The sequence below is a fragment of the Alistipes sp. genome (genome assembly GCF_020026455.1).
Taxonomy (GTDB): Bacteria; Bacteroidota; Bacteroidia; order Bacteroidales; family Rikenellaceae; genus Alistipes.
The window spans coordinates 282,204-304,383 of the sequence record NZ_JAHHQJ010000001.1; the positions used below are offsets into that span (position 1 = coordinate 282,204).

Sequence of the window (22,180 nt, forward strand, 5' to 3'; positions counted from 1 at the left end):
TACGACCCCGTCCGGCGGGGCGAGGTGCGGAGTGCGAGTTGCGGGTTATTGCGATCTTGTCCGGCTGCGTGTAGGGGTGCGGGATGTATGGCCTATTCGGCGGAGTGTGGGGGAGCAGGGCGGTGATGTTGCGGCCCATCCGCGAGGCGCGGGATATTGCGACCCCGTCCGGCGGTGTGCAGGGGGAGTTGACGCGGGATGGAGCGCCTGCATACAACGTAAAAGCCCCGCATTCGGGGAATGCAGGGCTTTGTTGAGCTACCAGGATTCGAACCTGGAATAACAGGACCAGAATCTGTTGTGTTACCGTTACACCATAGCTCAGTAGATTTTGGTGATGCAAAAGTAGAACTTTATTTTGCAAATGCAAAGAAAAATCCGAAAAAAAAATCGTACATTTGTTTTAATCTATGCAGAAAAAACCGTTTGAAACTTAAAATTCACACAAAATCAGTAAATTATGGGAATTAAATTTCGGCTTATCGTCATGAACTTTCTTCAGTATGCAATCTGGGGTTCGTGGCTTATCTCGCTGGGCGCCTACCTGGGAGGCGGACTCGACTTCTCGGGATTGCAGATCGGCAGTTTCTTTGCGACGATGGGAATCGCCTCGCTGTTCATGCCCGCCGTGATGGGAATTATCGCCGACCGCTGGATTCCGGCGCAGAAACTGCTGGGCATCTGTCATTTCATCAGCGGCGCGTTTCTCATCGCCGCAGCCTCGCAGACGGCCTACGCCTCGCTGTACAGCTGCATGCTGCTGAGCGTGATGTTCTACATGCCGACCATCGCTCTGTCCAACTCCGTGGCCTACAATGCCCTCGACCTGGCCCGGCTCGATACCGTGAAGCATTTTCCGCCCATCCGCGTATGGGGAACCGTGGGCTTCATCGCCGCCATGTGGTTCGTCGACCTGACGCACATCGGGGGTGTGCAGATCAAGCTCACCGAGTGGCAGCTCTACGTTTCGGCACTGCTGTCGTTCGTGCTGGCGGCCTATTCGTTCTCGCTGCCGGGGTGTCCCGTCGAGCGCAACGCGCAGAGACAGTCGTGGGTCGATACGCTGGGTCTGAGGGCCTTTGCGCTCTTCAAGGAGAAGCGGATGGCTGTTTTCTTCATCTTCTCGATGTTGCTGGGCGCAGCCTTGCAGATCACCAATGCCTTCGGTGACAGCTATATCCAGGACTTCGGCTCGATGCCGCAGTATACCGATTCGGCCATCGTGAAGCACTCGGTGATCCTGCTGTCGCTGTCGCAGATGTCCGAGACGTTCTGCATCCTGCTGATCCCCTTCTTCCTCCGTCGCTTCGGCATCAAGAAGGTCATGTTGATCTCGATGCTGGCCTGGGTGCTGCGCTTCGGGTTCTTCGGCATCGGCAATCCCGGCTCGGGTGCGGCGTTCCTCGTGCTTTCGATGATCGTCTACGGCGTGGCGTTCGACTTCTTTAACATCTCCGGCTCGCTGTTCGTCGAAAAGGAAACCAGCCGCGAGATCCGCTCCTCGGCCCAGGGTGTCTTCATGATCATGACCAACGGCTTCGGGGCCTTCTTCGGATCGTATGCTGCGGGAGCCGTCGTGGATGCGTACGGATGGCCCGATTCGTGGTTCATCTTCGCCGGGTATGCCCTTGTGGTGGCCGTTGTTTTTGCCGTGGTGTTCAAATACCGACACAACCCGGCCGAAATGGAGGTTGCAAACCATTGATGACTGACGGTCCGGCGGCAGGGAGCTCCCTGCTGCCGGATTTTTTTATCCCCACCGGAGCCTTTTGCTGCGCGCAATGCCTGCTCCCGGAGCGTTCGCGGCTCCGGGGCATTCTTCGGCGCGACTTGTTCTTCGGTCCGGATCGTTCTTCGGTGCGGGGTATTCTCCGGCGCGACTTGTTCTTCGCTTCGGATTGTTTGCCGAGAGGGCGGACGATCTTCCGGCCGCATGGTCGGTTGCTTTATATATAATGTAAAAGGAGGTAAAGCCGGATTGCGTGGAGTCCGGCAAAATTTTTCGTTTCCTCGGCGAATCCGTTCCGGCTTGCTCCCCGGGGCCGGACTTCACACAGCCTGCTCCTCGGGGCCCAGTCCCTGCGCGGAGACCAATAGAGCGGCGCATCGCCTGCGCCTGGGCCTCCGTGTTGCCGAAGATTCGCTCTCCGGGATACGAAAAGAGGAGGGCCTGTGCAGGCCCTCCTCCGAAATCGGGGAGCGGATCGCCTATTTTTCCAGACCCATCTTTTCGATCAGGGCGCGGACTTCGGGCTTGTGGCCGCGGAAACGCACGTAGAGTTCCATCGGATGCTCCGTGCCGCCCTTCGAGAGGACGTTCTCGCGGAACGACGACGCCGTTTCGCGGTTGAAGATGCCCTTCTGCTTGAAGAGTGAGAACGCATCGGCTTCCAGCACCTCGGCCCACTTGTAACCGTAGTACCCGGCGGCGTAACCGCCCGAGAAGATGTGGCCGAATGCCGGGGCCATTGCCGTTCCGGGAACGACGGGCAGCACCTGTGTCGGGGCCATCGAGGCGGCTTCGAACTGCTCCACATCGCCCTCGAACGGCTCGGTGAGCGTGTGCCATGCCATGTCGGTCATGCCGAACGACAGCTGGCGTACGTTGGCATAGGCTGCCAGATAGTTCTGTGCGGCGACGATGCGGTCGACGATCTCGGCGGGAATCGGCTCGCCGGTCTGGTAATGCACGGCCCACAGGTCGAGGAACTCCTTCTCGGTCGCCCAGTTCTCCATCAGCTGCGAGGGCAGTTCCACGAAGTCGCGGTAGACGTTCGTGCCGGTCTGCGACTCGTACTTGCCCTCACCCAGCATGCCGTGCAGGGCGTGTCCGAACTCGTGGAGGAAGGTCTCCAGTTCGTCGAAGGTCAGCAGCGAGGGAGTCGTTTCGGTGGGCTTGGTGAAGTTCATCACCAGCGACACCAGCGGACGGGTCTCCTTGCCGTCCTCGATCTTCGTGCCGCGGAACTCGGTCATCCACGCTCCCGAGCGCTTCGACGCGCGGGGGAAGAAGTCGAGGTAGAGGACCGCCATGAAGCGCCCGTCGGCGTCGGTCACGTTGTAGGCCGTCACGTCGGGATGGTACACCTCGATCTGTTCGTCGGGAGTGAAGTTCAGTCCGTAGAGCTTGTTGGCCAGCATGAAGACACCCTTCTTCACGTTTTCGAGTTTCAGATAGGGTTTCACCAACTCGTCGTTCAGGGCATATTTCTCATCCTTGTATTTCTCGGTGTAATAGGCCCAGTCCCAGGGCATCAACTCGCCCTTGAATCCGAGCGTTGCGGCGTAGTCGCTCACCGTGCGGTAGTCGGCATCGGCATGGGATTTGGTTGCGGCCAGCAGTTCGGCGAGGAAGTCGTTGACCGTTTTCGTATTCTCGGCCATGCGGCGTTCGAGAACATAGTCGGCATAGCACTTGTATCCCAGCAGGTTGGCGACCTTCAGACGCGTGTTGGCGATTTGCTTCACGATCTGCGTGTTGTCCGTCTCGCCGCCCAGCGCCCTCGAATTGCTGGCTTTCCAGAGTTTCTCCTTCAGCTCGCGGTTCGAGGAGTAGATCATGAAGGGCAGGTAGCTGGGTTGTTGCAGCGTCACGGTCCATCCCTTTTCGCCGCGGGCCTTGGCCTCGGCGGCCATGCCTTCGCGGACGAATGCGGGCAGCTCGGCCACCACCTTCGGGTCGGTGATGTTGAGCGTGAATGCGTTGGTTGCAGCCAGCGCGTTCTGCCCGAACTGGAGCGTCAGCCCCGAGAGTTCGGAGGAGTACTTGCGGTAGAGCTCCTTGTCGGCTTCGGAAAGGGCCGCGCCGTTGCGGGCGAAACTCTGATAGGTATCCTCAAGCAGCTTCCGGTCCTCTTTGCTGAGGCGCCCCGGATGCTCGTAGACCCGCTTCACCCGGGCAAACAGCTCGGGGTTGAGCGAGATGTCGTTCGACAGTTCGGTCAGCTTGGGCTGCACGCGCTGTGCGATCTGCTGCATCTCGTCCGACGTGTCGGCTTCGAGCAGGTTGAAGAAAATCCCCGAGATGCGGCTGAGCAGTTCGCCCTGACGCTCTAGCGCCACGATCGTGTTGCCGAAAGAGGGCTTCTTGGGGTTGTTCACGATCGCGTCGATCTCGGCGCGCGAGCAGGCGATTGCGGCATCGAACGCCGGTTCGTAGTCCGCGAGCTTTATCTCGGAGAACGGCGGGGTCTCGTGGGGTGTATCCCATGCGGCCAGCAGGGGATTGGACAGATCGAGTTCGGGCAGCTGCGCTTTGGGTATCGAATTGTCGGCACAGCCTGCCGTCATAGCGGAAACAGCCATAATAAACAGTAGTTTTTTCATTATCGTATCAAATTAGCGGTTTCTTGTTTTTTGATGGGTTCCGGGCTTTACGCTCCCCGGACGGCGGATGCGGCGGCTGCGTCTCCGGCTTCGGGAGCAGCCTCCTCGTCGGAGGGTTCGGGCTCCTGCAGAAGTCCCCGGCCGCGGAGCATGGCCCGCTTGTCGGGATCTTTGCCGCGGAAGTCGCGGTACATGGTCATGCCGTCCTCCGAGCCGCCGCGGGCGAGGATCTTGCGGCGGAAATCGTCGGCTATCTTCTTGTTGAAGAGGTCGCCGCTCTCGCGGAAGGCCTCGAAGGCATCCTTGTCGAGCACCTCGGCCCACGTATAGAAATAGTAGCCCGCGGAGTATCCGCCGTCGAAGATGTGCGAGAAATAGGGGTAACGGTAGCGCGGCTCGATCTGCGGAATGAGCCCGCGTTTTTCGTGCAGGGCCTTGCGCTCGAAGTCCATCGGATCGAACGGTTCGTATTCGGTGATCGAGTGGATGTCCATGTCCGAGAGCGATGCGGCGATCAGCTCGGTGGTCATGAATCCCTGGTTGAAAAGGTCGCTGCGGTGCAGCTTGTCGACGAGGTATTTGGGAATCACCTCGTTCGAGAGGTAATGCACGGCATACTGCTTGAGCAGCTCGGGATTGAATGCCCAGTTTTCCATCAACTGCGAGGGCAGCTCCACGAAATCGCCCTCGACCTCCGAGAGTCCGCGGTACTTCACGTCGTGGAACAGGAAGTGGAGCGCATGTCCGAATTCGTGGAAGAGCGTCTCGGTCTCGTCGAGGGTCAGCAATGCGGGATTGCTTCCCGTCGGGCGTGTGAAGTTGCAGACGATCGACACCACGGGAGCCACGCGTTTCCCGTCCTCATAGGTCTGCTCCACGTAGTTGCCGCACCATGCGCCCTGGCTCTTCCCGTCGCGCGGGAAGTAGTCGAAATAGAGCACTCCCAGATGCGACTGGTCGATGTCGAGCACCTCGTAGGCGATCGCATCGGGATGGTAGAGCGGCACGACGATCGGACGGAAGGTGATGCCGTAGAGGCGGTTGGCGAGGAAGAAGATGCCTCCCTGGACATTCTCCAGCGAGAAATAGGGCCGCAGCATCTCCTCGTCGAGGGCGTATTTCTGCTTGCGGACCTTCTCGGCGTAATACCACCAGTCCCACGATGCAAACTCTTCTTCGGGGAAATCCTTCCGGAACAGCTCCTCCATCTCGGCCAGCTCGCCTCTGGCGCTTTCGAGCGCCGGGGTCCAGATCTCCTCCAGCAGGCCGTACACGGCGTCGGTCGTTCCGGCCATCTCGTCGTCCACGACATAGGCCGCATGGGAGGGATAACCCAGCAGGTGGGCCTTCTCCGTGCGCAGACGGATGAAATCGTTGATCAGCTGTTTGTTGTCATACTCGTCGCCGTTGTTGCCGCGGTTGAGGTAGGCCTTGTAGATCTGCTCGCGCAGGTCGCGTTTCGACGAGTAGGTCAGAAACGGAATCAGGCTGGGTTTGTGCAGCGTGAAGACATATTTCCCCTTCCGGCCCATTGCCTCGGCCTTTTCGCGGGCCAGATCGCGGGCCGTGGCCGGCATGCCGTCCAGATCGGACGAGGTGAGCTCCAGCGTGTAGTTGTTGTTCTCGGCGAGGAGGTTCTGCCCGAACTTCACGGACGTGAGCGACAGCTCCTCGTTGATCGCCTTCAGGCGGGCCTTCTGTTCGGCGTCGAGCAACGCTCCGGCGCGCACGAAACTCCGGTAGGTCTTCTCCAGCAGACGGCTCTGCTCGGCGTCGAGCTCCAGTGTGGCGCGGCGGTCGTATACGGCTTTGATCCGTTCGAACAGTTTTTCGTTGAGCAGGATCTTGTCGGCGTGTGCCGCCATGCGGGGCATGATCTGCTCCTCCAGCGCCTGCATTTCGGGGGTGTTCTCCGCGGCGCAGAGCATTCCGAAGATCAGTCCGACCTGCGAGAGCATCTTGCCCGAGTCGTCGTAGGCCAGGATGACGTTCTCAAACGAGGGTGAGTCGTTGTTCGACGTGATGGCGTCGATCTGGGCTTCGTGGAGCGACATGCCGCGTTCGAGGGCCGGCAGGAAGTGCTCCGGCTCGATCCTGTCGAAGGGCGGCACGCCGTAGGGAGTCTCCCATTCGGTGAAAAATGGATTTTCACCCACGGTTTTCCCGGGCTTGCAGGATATGAGTGTCATGGACAGAAAAAGTGTTAATAAAGCGGTAATACGTTTCATCGATCGTGTTATTTTAGTAACTTTGTCGCGCGTTATTCGACAAAGTTAGGGAAAAATCTGTAAATAAAATAAATAATACGTCTCCAAACATGCAACTTTTCTACGCGCCGGACATCGTCCCCCCGTTTCATACGCTGAACGAGGAGGAGTCGAAGCACTGCATCCGCGTCCTGCGGCTCCAGTGCGGCGGGCGCATCCATATAACTGACGGACGGGGCAATTTATTTTGTTGCGAAATCACCGACGACAATCCCCGGCGCTGCACCGTGCGGGTTGTCAGCACCGAAGCGGGATTCGAAAAACTGCCCTATGCGCTGACAATGGGTGTCGCGCCGACCAAGAATTCGGAGCGTTTCGAATGGTTTCTGGAAAAAGCCACCGAGGTGGGCGTCACGTCCGTCGTGCCGCTGGAAACGGAGCGCAGCGAACGGCGGGTCTTCAAACCCGAGCGGGGCGAAAAGGTCGTCACCGCGGCGCTGAAACAGTCGCTCAAGGCCTACCGTCCCGTGCTGCATCCGCTCACACCCTTCCGTCAGGCGGTGCTGGCGGCTCCCGAGGGGCGGAAGTTCATTGCCCACTGCGCCGCTGCGCAGTCGCCCGGCGGGAAGGCCTACCTGCCCCGCACGCTCCGTCCGGGCGAGCCGGTCACGGTCTTCATCGGTCCCGAAGGCGACTTTTCGCCGGGCGAAATCGCCTTTGCGCTGGCCAACGGTTTCGAGGAGATCACCCTCGGGGGGCAGCGTCTGCGCACCGAGACCGCAGCCCTTGCGGCGGTGGTCATGGTATCGGTGGTCAACGGTTAAGCATACAATAAATTTCTGATATATGTTTTTTTTCTACCTGCTAATCGCCCTGACGGCAGTGGCGGCGGCCGTTTTCGCCTCGCCGCTGCGTCGCAAGGTCTGGACTGCGCTGGCCCTCACGGCCGCCGGTGCCCTGTGGTGCTCGGCGCGTGCCGTCGGTGTGCTGGCCGGAGCGGACAGCGGCCTTGTGTGGTCGATCTCCGGTACGCTTTTCGGCGGTGACACCGGCTCGATGGACGGGCTTTCGGCGCTGTTCGTCGTGATCATCTCGATCGGCGCCGTCGCCGCCGTGCTCTACTCTCGGGGCTACCTGGCCCACTGCCTTGCGGAGAAATCTCCGGCCCACATCTCGCTGCACTACACGGCGCTGGTGGTGATGTTCTACGCCATGCTGGGCGTGGTTCTTTCGGACGGCGGCTTCTCGTTTCTCTTTTTCTGGGAGCTGATGACCGTGGCGTCGTTCCTGCTGATCCTCTTCGACGCCCAGCGGCGCGAAGTGCGGCGCGCGGCGCTCTCCTACCTGATCATGATGCACATCGGCTTCGTGCTGCTCGTCATCGGCTTCGTGCGGCTCGACGCCGTCTGCGGCGCCGCCACGTTCGGCGCTCTGGGCGACTACTTCCGCACACAGCCCGGGCTGCCGCTGCTGCTGGCCTTCCTCGGGGGCTTCGGCATGAAGGCGGGACTTTTCCCGATGCACGTCTGGCTCCCGGAGGCGCACCCCGCGGCCCCGTCGCATGTCTCGGCCCTGATGTCGGGTGTGATGATCAAGACGGGCGTCTACGGCATCCTGCGCGTGACGGCCGCACTGGGCGAACAGCCCCTCCTGCACACCGCCGGCGTCATCCTGCTCGCGGCGGGTGTCGTCACGGGCCTGTGGGGCGTGATCCTGGCAGCCATGCAGAACGATGTGAAACGCCTCCTGGCCTACTCCTCGATCGAGAATGTGGGCGTCATCTTCATCGGCCTCGGCGTTGCCGCGCTGGGCAAATCCTCGGGTAACCAGCTCGTCGCGCTGTGCGGCATCGCGGGTGCCCTGATGCACACGCTCAACCACTCGCTGTTCAAGAGCCTGCTCTTTTTCGGCGCGGGCAACATCCTCTCGCAGACCCGCACCACATCGCTCGACGCGCTGGGCGGACTGGCAAAGCACATGCCCCTCACGGCAATCCTCTTCCTCACGGCTACAGCGGCCATCTGCGCCCTGCCGCCCCTCAACGGCTTTGTCTCCGAACTGCTGATCTACCTCGGGATGCTCGACGGCATCGCTTCGGGCAGCAACGTGCTGGCTTCCGCCGCCGGACTGGTCGCTCTGGCGCTGATCGGCGGACTGGTCGTCCTGGCCTTCACCAAACTCTACGGCACGGTCTTCCTCGGATCGCCCCGCACCCACACGGTCGCCGAGTCGTCCGAGGTCGACACCTTCCGCATCGCGGCGATGGCCCTGCCGCTCGCGGGCATCCTGTTCGTGGGACTGTTCCCCCGGGCGGCCGTCGCGGCCGCAACCCGGGCCGCAGGCTTCTTCCTCCGCACCCCGGCCGACGCCGCCGACTGGCTGCTCTCGCCGTCGCTCGCCGCCGCGGGACGCACGGCCTGGATTCTGATCGCCGTGGTGTGCCTGCTGCTGTGGCTCCGCCGCCGGATGCTGCGCACGCGCACCGTTGCCAAGGGCCCCACCTGGGGCTGCGGCTTCACGGCGCCGAATGTCCGGATGCAGTATACGGGCGAATCCTTCTCCGAGGGACTCCAATCCATCGCCACGTCGCTGACCCAGAATAGCGGCGAGGGCTCCCCCGTGGGCAAGGGCGAAATCTTCCCCGCGGCCCACTCGTTCGACATCGGCCACCGCGATCGCATCGGCCGGCTGTTCGCCGCCTGGTGGGTCGAGCTGCTGCGCATGATCAACCAGCGCGTGATGCGCCTGCGCACGGGCAAGATCAACCATTACATCCTCTTTGCACTGGCTTTCCTGGGGCTGGTGTTCCTGTTGTCGGTATTTAACGCGATTTAAGATGGCAGCACTCAACACACTCCTTCTTCTGCTGGCGGCCCTGGCCATTCCGGGACTGATCAACCGCACCCGGGCGCTGCTCGCGGGCCGCAAGGGCATCCGCTTCGCCCAGCATCTTTACGACGTGCGCCTGCTGCTGCGCAAGGGCGCCGTCTACTCCCCGACGACGACCGCCGTGTTCCGCGCGGCTCCGTCCGTCATACTCGGCACGGCCCTCGTCGCGGCGCTGTTCGTCCCCGTGGGCGACCTTCCGCCCGTGCTGTCGTTCGAGGGCGATCTGGTCGCCTTCGCCTACCTCCTGGCCCTGGGCCGCGTGGCTCTGGTCCTCGCGGCGATGGACACCGGAAGCTCGTTCGAGGGCATGGGCGCCAGCCGCGAAGCCCTCTACGGCGCGCTGGTCGAACCGGCGCTGATGCTCGTCTTCGGCACCCTGGCCCTGCTGTCGGGCTATACCTCCTTTGCGGCGATCTTCTCGGACGACACGGTGAACGGCGTGCAGCTGGTCGTCGTGCTGCTGCTGGCGGCCTACGTGCTGGTGAAAATCGTCTTCACCGAGGCCGGGCGCGTCCCGGTCGACGACCCCCGCACGCACCTCGAGCTGACGATGATCCACGAGGTGATGTGCCTCGACTACTGCGGCGTCGACCTGGCCTATATCAAGATGGGCGGATGGCTCAAGACCGCCGCTCTGTCGATGCTCGCCGCCGATGCCGTCGCCGCGACCTGCTGTCCCCGCTGGTGGGTGGCGGCTCCGCTCGCGGTGCTCGTCACGGGGCTTTCGGTGGGCATCGTCGAATCGACCCAGGCCCGCAACAAACTCGCCCGCAACACCACCTTCATCCTCACCATCGCGGCACTGGCCGCCCTCGTGTTCTTCACGGGCTACCTGCTGCAACTTAACATCGGTCTGCAATGATACTTCCGCTGATCATCCTCTATGTCGTGACGCTCGTCTACCTGGCGATCACCGAGCGTTTCCGCAACTTCGCCTCGCTGATCGGTCTTCAGGGATGGCTGCTGTTCGCCGTCGCCCTGGTGCGGCTGCACGCCATCAACCCCGCCGAGCTGGTCTTCATCAGCCTCGAAACCCTGCTTTTCAAGGGGATTCTCGTCCCGGGACTGCTTTTCGCCGTCATCCGCCGCACGAAGATCAACCGGGTTTCGCACCCCGGCTCCACCCAGTCCGGTTCGCTGCTTCTGTCGCTCGTGGCGCTGGCCGTGAGCGCCTCGGTCACCTATTACATCGCCGATACGACCATCGACCTGGTGTTCTTCGGCGTGGCCTTCTACTCGCTGCTCAGCGGCCTGATCCTGATCGTCATGCGCCGCAGGATCTTCTCCCACATGGTCGGCTTTCTGGTCATCGAGAACGGAGTGTTCCTCTTTTCGACGGCCATCGGCGTCGAGATGCCGCTGCTGATCAACTTCGCCATCCTGCTCGACATCCTCATCTCGGTGCTGATGCTGGGCATCTTCTTCACCAAAATCGACGGCAAGTTCCACGCCGACGATGCCGATTCACTCACCAACGTAAAGGATTGACGCCATGATCTGCTACCTCATTTTCAGCGTCCTCATCGCGGCTGCGGCCTTCACGGTCCGCCGCCGGAGCCTGCTGCGCCTCACGGGCGCGGCCTTCTACGCCGTGCAGGCGGCCTTCGCCGTGTGGATCGTCGCCGGAGGGCTCTACGGCCGGACTTCGGCCGAGTGGTTTGCCTTCGACGCCGCGGGCACGCTCTTCTACTGCCTGCTCTGCATCGTCTCCGCCTTCGCCTTCTTCCACTCGAGGGCCAGTATCCTCGACTGCGACCTGCGCCAGACCCGCACCTACGCGGGCCTGCTGATGCTCCTGACCACCGCCATCGCGGGTGCTTATTTCGCCTCGAACCTCGCCGTGACATGGATCTTCCTCGAAGCCACCACGCTCTGCTCGGCGGGTATCGTCTACCACCGCCGCACGGCCCAGGCGCTGGAAGCGGCGTGGAAATACGTCTTCGTCTGCTCGACGGGCATCGCCATGGCCTATCTGGGCATCCTGCTGCTGGCCGCCGCCACCAACTGCGAGTCGCTCGACTACGCCACCGTCGCCGCCGCGGCCCCGGGCGGCAGCGCCCTCTACCTGAAGACGGCCTTTCTGCTGATCCTCTGCGGTTACAGCTGCAAGGCCGAGCTCTTCCCGCTCTATACCGTGGGCGTCGACGCCAACTTTGCCGCCCCGGCCCCGGCCTCGGCGCTGATCTCCACCGGACTGGTCAACGCCGGGTTTCTGGCGCTGCTGCGGGTCTACAAACTGCTTGCCGCCACCGAAGTCTTCCCCTGGGTGAAATCCGTGCTGCTGCTCGTCGGCGTGCTGTCGCTGGTGGTCGGCGCGCTGTTCCTGCGGCGCACCAACAACTACAAACGCTTCCTTTCCTATTCCACGGTCGAGAACATGGGTATTGCGGCCATCGGACTGGGCATCGGGGGCATCGGGGTCTGGGCCGCCGTGTTCCATGTCGTCTGCCATACGCTCATCAAGAGCAGCCTCTTCCTGCAGATCGCCGTCGTGCGTCAGGTCTACGGCAACTACCGTATCAACCGCATCGGCGACTACATCCAAATCAACCGTGTGGGTGCCGTGGGACTGCTCACGGGCATGGTCGTGCTGGTGGCCTTCCCGCCCTCGCCGCTGTTCCTCTCCGAGCTGATGATCCTCAAGCAAACCGTCGCCGACGGCCGCTGGTGGCTCGTCACGGGCATCATGCTGCTGCTGTGCCTGGTCATCTACTTCTTCTGCTCGCGCCTGCTGCGCCTCTGCTACCAGCCCCGGCAGGACGAACTGCATCCCTCGGCTACCGACCGCGCCCTGTCGTGGTCGGCCCTCTCGCTGCTTGTCGCCGCCATCGGACTGGGGCTTTGGCAGCCTGCCTTTTTCCGCGAACTGATCGACCGAATCGCATCGCTATGAATTACCATGTAACCGACAATACCGGCGCCTGCGTTGCGCTGAACGACATCCCCGAAGTCTCCTACGCGGCCTTCTACGAGGATCTGCGCCTTAAACTCTCCGACGCACGTTACCATGTGGCCCACTATTTCGCCCTCCCGTCGGGCGACCGCATGCGTTTCTTCCTGCTGCTGCTCGACGACGTTGAGCACCGCGTGCTCCTCGCTTCGCACGCTTCGGACTACTACGACGAGACGGTGCTCCCCTCGCTCACGGCCCTGCATCCGCAGATGCATCCCTTCGAGCGCGACATCTCGGAACGCTACGGCATCCGTTTCGATGGCATGCCGTGGCCCAAGCCGCTGCGCTTCCCTGCCGGGCGCTACGACCGCAATAGTTCGATCGAGAACTATCCCTTCTACACGATGGAGGGGCGTTCGTTGCACGAGGTCAACGTCGGCCCGATCCATGCCGGCGTCATCGAGCCGGGAGCCTTCCGCTTCATCTGCAACGGCGAGCAGGTCCTGCACCTCGAAATCGCGCTGGGCTACCAGCACCGGGGTGTCGAGACGGCCTTCGAATCCACCGGAAACCGCCTGCGGCAGATGTGCCTTGCGGAGTCCGTCGCCGGAGACAGCGCCGTGGCGCATGCCACGGCCTTCGCACGGGCCGTCGAGAAACTCGCCTGCCGTGAGGTCCCGGACTCGCTGGAGCGCGAACGTGCCGTGGCCCTCGAGCTCGAACGCATGGCCATGCAGATCGCCGACACAGGCGCCCTCTGCATGGATGTGGGCTACCAGTTGGGGCAGGTGGCTTCGGAGGCCTTGCGTACCATGACCATCAACACCACTCAGGCGTGGTGCGGCAACCGCTTCGGCAAGGGGCTGATACGTCCCCTCGGCACCAACCATCCGCTGACGGCCGAAAAGGCGGCGATGATCCGCCGCAACGTCCGCGAAATAGCCCGTCGCTACGACGAAGTGCGCCGCGACATCAAGTCGTCGCCCTCGCTGCTGGCCCGCTTCGAGCAGTGCGGCATCGTTCCGCGCGACGAGATGCAGCGCATCGGCGGCGTGGGCCAGGCGGCCCGTGCAAGCGGTCTGGGGCGTGACATCCGCACGTCGCACCCCTGGGGCGTCTTCGCCGGGGAGCTGCACCACGAGAGCGTCGTCAAAACGCAGGGCGACGTGATGGCCCGGCTGATGGTGCGCAGCCGCGAGGTGCTGCAATCGGCCGGATACATTGACCGCCTGCTCGACGGCTTCGGGGCGGAATGCGCGGATGCCGGAACGCCGCATCCGGACTATGCGGCGCCGCTGGCGCCTCAGTCGCTTGCCTTCGGACTGGTCGAGGGATGGCGCGGCGAGACCTGCCACGTGCTCCTGACCGATGCCGGGGGCCGCATCGCCGCCGCCCGCATCAAGGACCCGAGCCTCCACAACTGGCTGGCCCTCGCCCTTGCCGTGCGCGGCGAGGGGATCTCCGACTTCCCGATCTGCAACAAGAGTTTCAACCTCTCCTATTGCGGTCATGATTTATGATTTTTAATGCTTAATTTTGCGGATATGATCTTTCCGAAAATAAAGGTGCTGCACAGCCACGGACGGCAGGCCATCCCCGACCTCGACGCCGTGGAGCTGACCCCGGAATTCCGGGGCCGTCCCTGCCTGACCGAGACGCCGGACACCGGCGACGCCGTGCGTGCGGCCGCCGTCTGCCCCACGGGGGCCTTCACGGCCGCGCCCCTTGCGCTCGACTTGGGCCGCTGCCTCTTCTGCGGCGAATGCGCGCGTGTCGCGCCCCGCAACGTCCGTTTCACCAACGATTACCGCATCGGCTCTCCCACGCGCGAAGGTCTGGTCGTCCGTCCGGGCGACACCCGCGTGGCCTTCGACCCGGAGCAGGTGCGCCTCGAGATCCGCCGTTGCTTCTCCCGGGCGCTCCAGCTGCGCGAAGTCTCGGCCGGGGGCGATGCGTCGGTCGAAATGGAGCTGGGCGCCACGGGCAATGTGAACTTCGACCTTGGCCGCTTCGGCATCGGCTTCACGGCCTCGCCGCGCCATGCCGACGGCGTGGTGATCTCCGGTCCCGTCACGGCCAACATGGCCGAGGCGCTGGAAATCTGCTACGACGCCGTTGCGGAGCCCAAAATCCTCGTCGCCTGCGGCTCGGAAGCCTGCTCGGGCGGCCTGTTCGCCGACAGCCGCGCTGTCGACCGCACGTTCTTCGACACCCACACCCCGGACCTCTGGCTGCCCGGCACCCCGACCCATCCGATGACCTACATCGACGGGATGATGAACCTCCTGGGCCGCAAAAAACGCCAGTAATGATGCCGCGCCTTGCAACCATTTTCGGCTCGTTCCTGAAAATCGGGATGTTCACCTTCGGGGGAGGCTACGCCATGCTGCCGCTGATCGAGAGGGAGCTGATCACCAGACGCAGGTGGCTCGAACCGAAGGAGTTCCTCGACCTGCTGACCCTCGCGCAGTCGGTCCCCGGCCCGATTGCCGTCAACACATCGGTCTTCGTGGGCTACAAGGTCCGCGGACTGCGCGGCGCGGCCGCAGCCCTGCTGGGTACGGTGGTGCCGTCGTTCGTCATCATCCTCGTGATCGCCCTCTTCTTTGCGGGCATCCGCCAGAATCCGGTCGTCGACGCTGCCTTCAAGGGCATGCGTCCGGCTGTTGTGGCGCTGATCATCGGCCCGGTGCTCTCGCTCTCCCGCGGCATGCACTGGACGATGGCGGCCGTCATCGCGGTCTCGGCGCTGGCCATCTGGTGGCTCGACTGGTCGCCGGTCCTGATGCTCGCCGCAGCCGCCCTGCTGGGCATGGCCTGGGAGCTGACAATCGCTGAACGGGCGGGACGGAAATAACCCCGGTCTCGGCCCTCCGCCCGCGCAACAAGCCCCTGCCCGTGCAACAAGTCCTCCGCCCGCGTGCGACCCTCCCCCTGCCTGAACCGGCGGGGCCGAGAGCCGGACAGAGCCGGACAGGGCAGATAGGGCAGGGCAGAACGACACAGGACCGGGCAGGGCAGGGGAGCCGCGACCGCAAGCCGCGATGATGCCCGAAGCGAATGCAAGACGATGCAACAAACAACAAAACGCTATGATCCTCTGGCAACTCTTCATATCCTACCTTAAGATCGGATTCTTCGGATTCGGTGGCGGTTATGCCATGCTGTCGCTGATCCAGTATGAAGTGGTCGTGCACCACCAGTGGATGACCGCTGCTGAATTTGCCGACATTGTGGCCGTGTCGCAAATCACCCCCGGACCCATTGCCATCAACTCGGCGACCTACGTGGGTTACAGCGTCGGCATCCAGACCGGGTACACCTGGTGCGGGATTCTGGGTTCGGCAATCGCCACCTTTGCCGTCTGCCTGCCGTCGCTGACGCTGATGATCCTCGTGGCGCGTTTTTTCATGAAACTCAAGGGAAACCGGTTGGTCGAGGGGGCCATGCGCGGCATGCGCCCCGTGGTGATCGGCATGATCGCCGCCGCAGCCCTGCTGCTGATTTTCCCCCACGGCGACAACCCCGACGACCGGAATTTCGGCGATGTGTGGAGCTGGGTGCTCTTCGGCGGTGTTTTCATCGGCTCGTGGCGCAGGGTCAACCCCATCCTGCTGATTGTCCTCTCGGCTGCCGCGGGAATCCTGATTTATTACGTCTTCTGACACATCCGCAGATCGCCCCGGAGACAGTCCCGGGCAACTTTGGGCGGCCCCGGATAGTCCCGGATGGCTTCGGATAGTCCCGGGGAGGTTTGGGTTGATTCCGGGCTGCGTTGAATCGCTCCGGGTCCGCTTGAACTGGCCCGGTCGGTCCAGAAAAAAACAATGCCGCCCGACTGCACCTTGCCGCTTGTGGGGTATCGGGGCATCCGTCGTGCCCCCCCCCGAAAAACGAGTCTACCGCGTAAACCGGTAATAGGTTCCCAGCGGCAGTTGCTTGCCGGCCCGGTCGGTGAAACAGAGTTCGCCCCACTGCTCCTCGCGCGGAGCGCCGAATGCCTGCCGCACGGCCGTGCGTGCCAGTGTCGACGAGAGGCCCATCGAATAGAGGTTCAGCACCAAAAACGCCCCTCGGGGTTCGAGCAGCTGCGCGCAGCACTCCAGCATTTCGCCGATGTTGTCCTCCAGAATCCAGCGTTCACCGTCGGCCCCGCGCCCGTAGGCCGGGGGATCGAGGATGATTCCGCGGTAGCGGTTGCCGCGGCGCACTTCGCGCCGGACGAATTTCAGTGCATCCTCGACAATCCACCGCACACCCTCCAGACCGCTCAACTCCATGTTCTCGCGCGACCAGGTCACCACCTGCCTGACCGAATCGACGTGCGTCACCTCGGCCCCGGCAGCCCGTGCCGCGAGAGTCGCGCCGCCCGTATAGGCGAAGAGGTTCAGCACCTTGGGAGCGCTACCTCGCGCATCACCCGAATTGACGGCCGCAGCGTGTTCATCACCAGGCGATTCCACTCCGGACAAGGCCCGGCAGTTGTCGTAGATGAAATTCCAGTTGGCGGCCTGCTCGGGGAAGATGCCCACGTGTTTGAACGACGTGAGCCCCAGACGCATGCGCAGCCGCATCCGCTTGTAGGCATACTCCACGACCCAGCGGTCGGGCATTCCGGGGGCGAGACGCCACTCGCCCCGCTCGTCGCTGCGCACATCGCGCCGGAACGAAGCGTCGGCCGTGCGTCGCCACTCCTCTTCGGTGAGCGAGCGCCGCCAGATGGCCTGCGGCTCGGGACGGCGCGTCACATAGCGCCCGAAGCGTTCCAGTTTCTCGAAATCCCCCGTGTCGAGGAGTTCATAATCCCCGAAATCGGGCGTCAGCTGTTCCTGCATGGCTTGTTTTATAAATGGTTATACTCCTTCCGGCGTTCGTTTCTCGAGCGGATCGACCAGCAACATTTCGCAGGCCCCGCAGTCAAATACGAGCCGGTAGCGGAATGGGCCGTGTTCCAGAAACAGGTCGCCGCGCAGCCGCGGATGCTCCCGGAGGCATTCGCCGATCTCGCGGCGGATGCAGTAGGCCGAGCGCATGACCACATGTCCGGCGGTCGTCGGCGCGAGGTCGAGTCCCCGTTCGATCTGCCGCACCCCGTGGTCGCGGTAGAACGCCTCGGCCAGCCGGTTGGTGACGTTATCTTCGGCCGAAAGCCGTTCCGAAGGGTAGCGTGCGGCGGGATTCTCGGGCAGAATGCGGTGCTCCGGCTGCCGCTCGCGGCGCGCTTCGGCAAGTGCCGCCAGCGCTTCGCGGCGCAGTTCCGCAGCCAGCGACGCCGGCACGAACCACCCGGCACCCCGCACTTCGACGTCGCGGACCGCGAAGATCGTGTCGCCCGCCTTCATCGTCTGAGTGCGCAGTGCGGCGGCATTGGCGTCGGGATTCTTCGCCGGATCGAGCCGCACGGCCCGCACAGCCGAGGCCGTGACGCCCTCGCAGTCCGTATAAGTGAGTTTCAGCCCTTGGGCCGTCGCCTCCGCCGTGGCTGTGGCCGGAATCACCCGCCGTGTGCGGCTGCGCTCCACGGACAGCGTGAAACGACGGTCGAAATTGCGGCGGACCTCCGCCCCGGGAGTGATTCCCTCCATGCGGTTGGGCGTGATGCGGCGGCCCTCCACGGTATTGACGTTGGTTCCGGTCACGCCGCGCGGCGTCAGGAAGCAGATGCCGTCGCCCGGAGCAAGGTCGTGCGCTCCGTCGAGCGTGAACGTGCCGCCCGAAACCCCCGCCACGCGGCCCACCCGTTCGCCGACCGCCTTCGGGGTGTCGAACGATGCCACTCCGGAGCACTTCCCGTCCAGAAAATAGGTGGATTCCCCGCGGGTGAAACTCTTCGACGGGTCGGGCGTGAAATCCGGGATACTCTCGCCGACCGAAGAGCGCACAAGTGCCGGCCGCAGGGCCAGCGCCTCGTCCACAGCCCGGCGGTAGTGGGCTACAACGTTCCGTATATAAGCGAGATCCTTAAGTCGACCTTCTATCTTGAATGAGGTAACTCCCGCATCCATCAGATCGCCAATGCGTTGCGAAAGATTCATGTCGCGGACCGACAGCAGGTGCTTCCCGGCGATCCAGCTCCGGCCCTTTCCGTCGGTCAGGTCCCAGGCCAGGCGGCAGGGCTGGCTGCATGCCCCGCGGTTGCCGCTGCGCGCGGACATCGACCGCGAGAGGAAGCAGCGGCCGCTGTATCCCACGCAGATGGCCCCGTGGACAAAACATTCGACCTCGGCCGTGGTGGCGGCACAGATGGCCCGGATCTCCTCCAGCGTGAGGTTGCGCTCGAGGATCACCCGCGCAAATCCGGCCTCGCCCAAAAAACGGGCCCCCTCGGGGGTGCGGTTCGACACCTGGGTCGAGGCGTGCAGTTCCACCGGAAGGTTCATCCGGCGCAGGGCCATGTCCTGAACGATGAGCGCATCGACGCCCGCGTCGATCAGGCTGCGGGCCTGTTGTTCGGCGGCCTCCAGTTCGTCGTCCCACACGAGGGTATTGAGCGTGGCGTGGACCCGCACTCCGAAGCGGTGGGCATATTCCACGACCCGGGCGATCTCCTCCGCGCTGTTTCCCGCGGCCTGCCGCGCACCGAAGCGTGCGCCGCCGATATAGACCGCATCGGCGCCGTAGTCCACGGCTGCCGTGGCCGCGGCGTAATCTTTGGCAGGAGCTAACAGTTCGACGGGTTTCATTTTTTCTTTTTGCAAAAGTAACAAAATGCGGTCAATATCGGGACGCCGCGAACGGAAAATTGAGGGATTCGTCGTCAGACCGGATCTTGCCGCCTGGGGTTCTGTGGATTGCAAGCGTCGCTCGGGGAGGACGACTCGGGGAAGACATTTCCATCCTGCGTCAGTACATGTTGTCGTACATCGACTGCGATTTGTCGTATTTCAGGTCGGAGAGCGATGCGGCCTTCACGCCGATGTTGAAACTCCACGAACGGTGGTAGCCGAACGGAATCCACGAAAAGGACATCTGCCAGCAGTGGAGGTCACGCGTGATCGAGACTGACGACGTGGTGAGTTTGCGTTGCTTGATGTCGTAGCCTCCTTGGAAGGTGATGCCCGTCTTGGGGGTGACGTTCAGCGAACCGTTGAAACCGACGGTCTGGGTGATGTTCTTCCGGTAGCCCGTCGTGCCGTTGTTGGTGTATGAGATCGAGTAGTTGACCGCATAGTTGAAACCGAAGTTCCACGGCAGCGAGAAATCGTAGTAGCTCTGTGCCATGTACTGTCTTCGCAGCACGGGGTCCATGTGCCCATAGGGATCGTAGAACGGGTTCTGGTACTCGGGGGGGATTGACGTGATGTCGTTGATGGCCGTTTCGCTCCGGTCGCTGCGCGATTTGAACGTATAGCCGAACGACCAGCCCGTCGAGACGACGCGCCCCGGGAAGAAGAGCTTGTTGTAGCGCTTGCCCTCGGGGGTGACGCGGTAGGGGTCGAGTGTCAGCGAGAGGTTGATGCCGAAGTTGTTGAACAGCGTCGTGCGGAACGAAACCGGGATGGTCGAGAGGCGCATCGAGTCGGCCAGGAAGTTATACGAACCGCTGATGCGCAGTTCGTCGATCAGCTTGATCTTCTTCACGCCCGAGGTGTCGCGTTTCGAGAGAACCTTCATTTCGAGGTTCTGAGACAGCGAGAAGTTCATCGACATCGAACGGCCCGACGAGGGGACGCCGTAGGCGTTGACCGCATAGGGCGAGTAGGTCGTGAAACGACCCGTCGAGTCGGTCTGGCGGATCCTGTAATAGCCGTATTTGGGGTCGGTGAAGTCCGGGGCATAGGAGAAGCCGATCGAGGGGGTCAGCGTGTGGCGGATGGCCTGGATCTTGCGGTTGCGGCTCTTCTTCGTGAAGTCGTACATGCCGTAGACCGTCGTGGAGGCCGAAACGCTGAACTGGTAGTTATAGAGGCGGTAGAAACCGTAGCTTGCAGGCAGCGTGTCGGTCTGGTTGGTGAGGGGGTTCCACTCGAATTCGACCTTCTTGAAATACCACTTCTCGTTGTAGTTGATCGACGGCGAGAGGTTGATGTAGTTGAACAGGTTGAACGAGGCCGAAATCGGAATCGAGTGCTCGATGCCGTTCTTCATGTTTTCGAGCGTCTCTTTGGAGAAGATTTTCGATTCGGTGGTGGTCACCGAGTTGGTCATCTTGCCCGTGTACTGCATCGAGATCTTTTCGTACCAGCGGTCCTTGCCCTGCTTCTCCTTGCGCTTGAAGGGGTAGAAGCGCGAGACGTTGAAGACCACCGTGGGCAGCGTGATCGAGATGCTCTTGTTCTGCGAGTTCTGCGAGATGGCCATGTTCGCCGACAGCGAGAAGGGCGTTCCGGCCCAGTTCTTCGAGTAGGAGATGGTCGAGTTGGTCTGCGTCGAGAGAATGTCGTTGAGGTTGGTGGCCGAATAGCGGCTGTAACCGCTCGTGGCGAAGTTCACCGAAGCCGAGAAGGTCGAACCCGGGTTGGCCTTGGGGTCCTGGGAGTGGGTCCACTGGATGCGGAAGTTGCTCTGCTTGATGTAGTCGTCCTCGCCCTTTTCGCCCGTCTTGACATTCGAATACTGCATGTTGAAGCTGCCGCTGTACTTGTAGCGCTTGATGTAGCGCGCCGCGGCCGAAGCCTCCCACGACCCCAGCGTGTAGATGCCGCCGCGCACTGCCAGGTCGGCATATTCGCCCAGGGTGAAGTAATAGCCCAGGTCGCGCAGGAAGAAACCCTTGGCGTACTCTTCGCCGTAGGTGGGCATCAGCAGACCCGACTTGGGGCCCATGTTGATCGGGAAGAACCCCTCGGGGATGCCGAGGAAGTAGATCGGCACGTCCTCCATCACCAGGTAGGCCGGGCCAGTGACCACCTTCTTGCCGGGGATGACCTTCGCCTTGGTCATTGCCAGGTAGAAGTGGGGATGGTCCGTATGGTCGCAGGTGGTGTACTTGCCGTGCTCGATGTTGATCGTGTTGTCGGGCATCTTCTTCACGCTGCCGCCCACCAGCCAGCCGTCGCCCTGCTGTGTGGCCACTCCCTTGATCTTCGCCTTCTTCGTGTCGAGGTTGTAGGTGATCGTGTCCATCTGGTAGGTGGCCGAGCCCTCGGTGAATTCGGGTTTGGTGATGATCTCCTTGCCGTCGAGCGTGTCGGGCTTGCCGTAGGCGTAGACCATCTTCGAATCCATGTCGATGCGCATGTAGTCGGCCTTGAGGTTGCTGTTCTGGTAGGAGACGTCGCCCTGGTTGTAGATGTGGACCAGCTTGTTGCGCACGTCGTAGACGAGCGAGTCGGTGTTCTTGCCCGCGATCGGGTCGTCGAGGAAAGCCCCTGCGGGACGCGGCTTCTTCACCGTGTCGCGGCGGAGCGTGTCGGTGGCGAGCGTGTCGGGTCGTGCGCCCGGAGAACCGCCCTGCTGCGCCACGAGCGAGTCGACCTGCGCCGCGAGGAGCGAATCCTTCATCTGCTGCGGCAATGCGTCGAAGGCCCTGCGCCGCCGGATCTCTTCGCGCGCCTGTCTGCGCACCTCGCGGCGCGAGGGAGTGGCGGCAGGCTGACGGGTGCCCGAGTCGAGGTTTATTGCGGCGGTGTCGGGGGCTGTTGCGGCGGAGCGAGTCGGGCTCGGGACGGTGTCCCCGAGGATGGGATGGCGGGTTGTGCGGGGCATTCCGCCGCCCAGTACGATCTGGGCAAACAGCAGAATCACCGTCGCCGACAAGATATATTTTACCCTAATTTTATCCAAAATCCCAAAAATTTTCCATACCTTTGCCGACAAGTCGGCAAAAACGCCCGGATCGAGCCGCAGAGCCGTTTCCGTCGCATTTTCGGCCCGACAAAGATAGGTAAAAATTTATAGAAAGCTCACATTTGGTACCATTAAA

At 62.5% G+C, this 22,180-nt stretch carries 15 protein-coding genes and 1 tRNA gene; 10 read left to right on the forward strand and 6 right to left on the reverse strand.

The features are described from left to right. Window positions 1-253: 253 nt before the first annotated feature. A tRNA-Gln gene (locus tag QZ460_RS01090) sits at window positions 254-324 on the reverse strand. Window positions 325-460: 136 nt separating this feature from the next. Between QZ460_RS01090 and QZ460_RS01095 the strand changes: the two genes are divergently transcribed. Next, complete coding sequence (locus QZ460_RS01095; RefSeq protein WP_290539738.1) at window positions 461-1,705, forward strand: nucleoside permease; 1,245 nt, start codon at window positions 461-463, stop codon at window positions 1,703-1,705. Between the two features lie 503 nt (window positions 1,706-2,208). On the opposite strand, the gene QZ460_RS01100 is transcribed toward QZ460_RS01095, so the two are convergent. Both QZ460_RS01100 and QZ460_RS01105 read right to left on the reverse strand, forming a co-directional pair. Beyond that, the gene (locus QZ460_RS01100; protein WP_290539739.1) at window positions 2,209-4,305 is read right to left on the reverse strand and encodes a M3 family metallopeptidase; all 2,097 of its coding nucleotides are present in this window, start codon (window positions 4,303-4,305) and stop codon (window positions 2,209-2,211) included. Between the two features lie 68 nt (window positions 4,306-4,373). Further along, window positions 4,374-6,554 (reverse strand): M3 family metallopeptidase, encoded by a 2,181-nt coding sequence (locus tag QZ460_RS01105; RefSeq protein WP_290539740.1) that lies wholly within the window; start codon window positions 6,552-6,554, stop codon window positions 4,374-4,376. A gap of 89 nt (window positions 6,555-6,643) precedes the next feature. On the opposite strand from QZ460_RS01105, the gene QZ460_RS01110 reads away from it, so the two are divergent. The 9 genes from QZ460_RS01110 (at window position 6,644) to QZ460_RS01150 (ending at window position 15,980) form a co-directional block, all read left to right on the forward strand. Further along, complete coding sequence (locus QZ460_RS01110) at window positions 6,644-7,357, forward strand: 16S rRNA (uracil(1498)-N(3))-methyltransferase (protein WP_290539741.1); 714 nt, start codon at window positions 6,644-6,646, stop codon at window positions 7,355-7,357. Between the two features lie 22 nt (window positions 7,358-7,379). Beyond that, window positions 7,380-9,368 (forward strand): proton-conducting transporter membrane subunit, encoded by a 1,989-nt coding sequence (locus QZ460_RS01115; RefSeq protein ID WP_290539742.1) that lies wholly within the window; start codon window positions 7,380-7,382, stop codon window positions 9,366-9,368. A 1-nt stretch (window position 9,369) separates the two neighbouring features. Next, window positions 9,370-10,284, forward strand: a complete 915-nt coding sequence (locus QZ460_RS01120) for an NADH-quinone oxidoreductase subunit H (protein WP_290539743.1) — start codon at window positions 9,370-9,372, stop codon at window positions 10,282-10,284. Then, window positions 10,281-10,910, forward strand: coding sequence for a hypothetical protein (locus tag QZ460_RS01125; RefSeq protein ID WP_290539744.1), 630 nt, complete (start codon window positions 10,281-10,283; stop codon window positions 10,908-10,910). The genes QZ460_RS01120 and QZ460_RS01125 overlap by 4 nt, the downstream gene beginning before the upstream one ends. A gap of 4 nt (window positions 10,911-10,914) precedes the next feature. Further along, window positions 10,915-12,315 (forward strand): proton-conducting transporter membrane subunit, encoded by a 1,401-nt coding sequence (locus QZ460_RS01130; RefSeq protein WP_290539745.1) that lies wholly within the window; start codon window positions 10,915-10,917, stop codon window positions 12,313-12,315. After that, entirely contained in the window at window positions 12,312-13,835 is a 1,524-nt protein-coding gene (locus QZ460_RS01135) for an NADH-quinone oxidoreductase subunit C (RefSeq protein WP_290539746.1), read from the forward strand. The genes QZ460_RS01130 and QZ460_RS01135 overlap by 4 nt, the downstream gene beginning before the upstream one ends. Before the next feature lie 24 nt (window positions 13,836-13,859). After that, window positions 13,860-14,624 (forward strand): NADH:ubiquinone oxidoreductase, encoded by a 765-nt coding sequence (locus QZ460_RS01140; RefSeq protein WP_290539747.1) that lies wholly within the window; start codon window positions 13,860-13,862, stop codon window positions 14,622-14,624. Between the two features lie 2 nt (window positions 14,625-14,626). Next, complete coding sequence (locus QZ460_RS01145) at window positions 14,627-15,172, forward strand: chromate transporter (RefSeq protein ID WP_290539779.1); 546 nt, start codon at window positions 14,627-14,629, stop codon at window positions 15,170-15,172. Between the two features lie 235 nt (window positions 15,173-15,407). Continuing rightward, entirely contained in the window at window positions 15,408-15,980 is a 573-nt protein-coding gene (locus tag QZ460_RS01150; RefSeq protein WP_290539748.1) for a chromate transporter, read from the forward strand. Window positions 15,981-16,214: 234 nt separating this feature from the next. On the opposite strand, the gene QZ460_RS01155 is transcribed toward QZ460_RS01150, so the two are convergent. From QZ460_RS01155 to QZ460_RS01165, 3 genes are all read right to left on the reverse strand, one after another. Beyond that, window positions 16,215-17,150 carry a class I SAM-dependent methyltransferase gene (locus QZ460_RS01155; RefSeq protein WP_290539749.1) on the reverse strand — a complete coding sequence of 312 codons (936 nt, stop codon included), beginning with the start codon at window positions 17,148-17,150 and terminating at the stop codon, window positions 16,215-16,217. 18 nt (window positions 17,151-17,168) lie between these two features. Further along, on the reverse strand, window positions 17,169-18,998 hold the full coding sequence (locus QZ460_RS01160) for a U32 family peptidase (protein WP_290539750.1): 1,830 nt from the start codon (window positions 18,996-18,998) through the stop codon (window positions 17,169-17,171). A 160-nt stretch (window positions 18,999-19,158) separates the two neighbouring features. Continuing rightward, window positions 19,159-22,041 (reverse strand): putative LPS assembly protein LptD, encoded by a 2,883-nt coding sequence (locus QZ460_RS01165; protein WP_290539751.1) that lies wholly within the window; start codon window positions 22,039-22,041, stop codon window positions 19,159-19,161. Window positions 22,042-22,180: the final 139 nt, after the last annotated feature.

Bases quoted from the DNA above. Each gene is read 5' to 3' on its own strand.
- QZ460_RS01115 (WP_290539742.1), top strand. From the start codon at position 7,380: ATGTTTTTTTTCTACCTGCTAATCGCCCTGACGGCAGTGGCGGCGGCC.
- QZ460_RS01125 (WP_290539744.1), top strand. From the start codon at position 10,281: ATGATACTTCCGCTGATCATCCTCTATGTCGTGACGCTCGTCTACCTG.
- QZ460_RS01110 (WP_290539741.1), top strand. From the start codon at position 6,644: ATGCAACTTTTCTACGCGCCGGACATCGTCCCCCCGTTTCATACGCTG.
- QZ460_RS01160 (WP_290539750.1), bottom strand. From the start codon at position 18,998: ATGAAACCCGTCGAACTGTTAGCTCCTGCCAAAGATTACGCCGCGGCC.
- QZ460_RS01145 (WP_290539779.1), top strand. From the start codon at position 14,627: ATGCCGCGCCTTGCAACCATTTTCGGCTCGTTCCTGAAAATCGGGATG.
- QZ460_RS01155 (WP_290539749.1), bottom strand. From the start codon at position 17,150: ATGCAGGAACAGCTGACGCCCGATTTCGGGGATTATGAACTCCTCGAC.
- QZ460_RS01140 (WP_290539747.1), top strand. From the start codon at position 13,860: ATGATCTTTCCGAAAATAAAGGTGCTGCACAGCCACGGACGGCAGGCC.
- QZ460_RS01130 (WP_290539745.1), top strand. From the start codon at position 10,915: ATGATCTGCTACCTCATTTTCAGCGTCCTCATCGCGGCTGCGGCCTTC.
- QZ460_RS01135 (WP_290539746.1), top strand. From the start codon at position 12,312: ATGAATTACCATGTAACCGACAATACCGGCGCCTGCGTTGCGCTGAAC.
- QZ460_RS01100 (WP_290539739.1), bottom strand. From the start codon at position 4,305: ATGGCTGTTTCCGCTATGACGGCAGGCTGTGCCGACAATTCGATACCC.
- QZ460_RS01150 (WP_290539748.1), top strand. From the start codon at position 15,408: ATGATCCTCTGGCAACTCTTCATATCCTACCTTAAGATCGGATTCTTC.
- QZ460_RS01120 (WP_290539743.1), top strand. From the start codon at position 9,370: ATGGCAGCACTCAACACACTCCTTCTTCTGCTGGCGGCCCTGGCCATT.
- QZ460_RS01105 (WP_290539740.1), bottom strand. From the start codon at position 6,554: ATGAAACGTATTACCGCTTTATTAACACTTTTTCTGTCCATGACACTC.
- QZ460_RS01095 (WP_290539738.1), top strand. From the start codon at position 461: ATGGGAATTAAATTTCGGCTTATCGTCATGAACTTTCTTCAGTATGCA.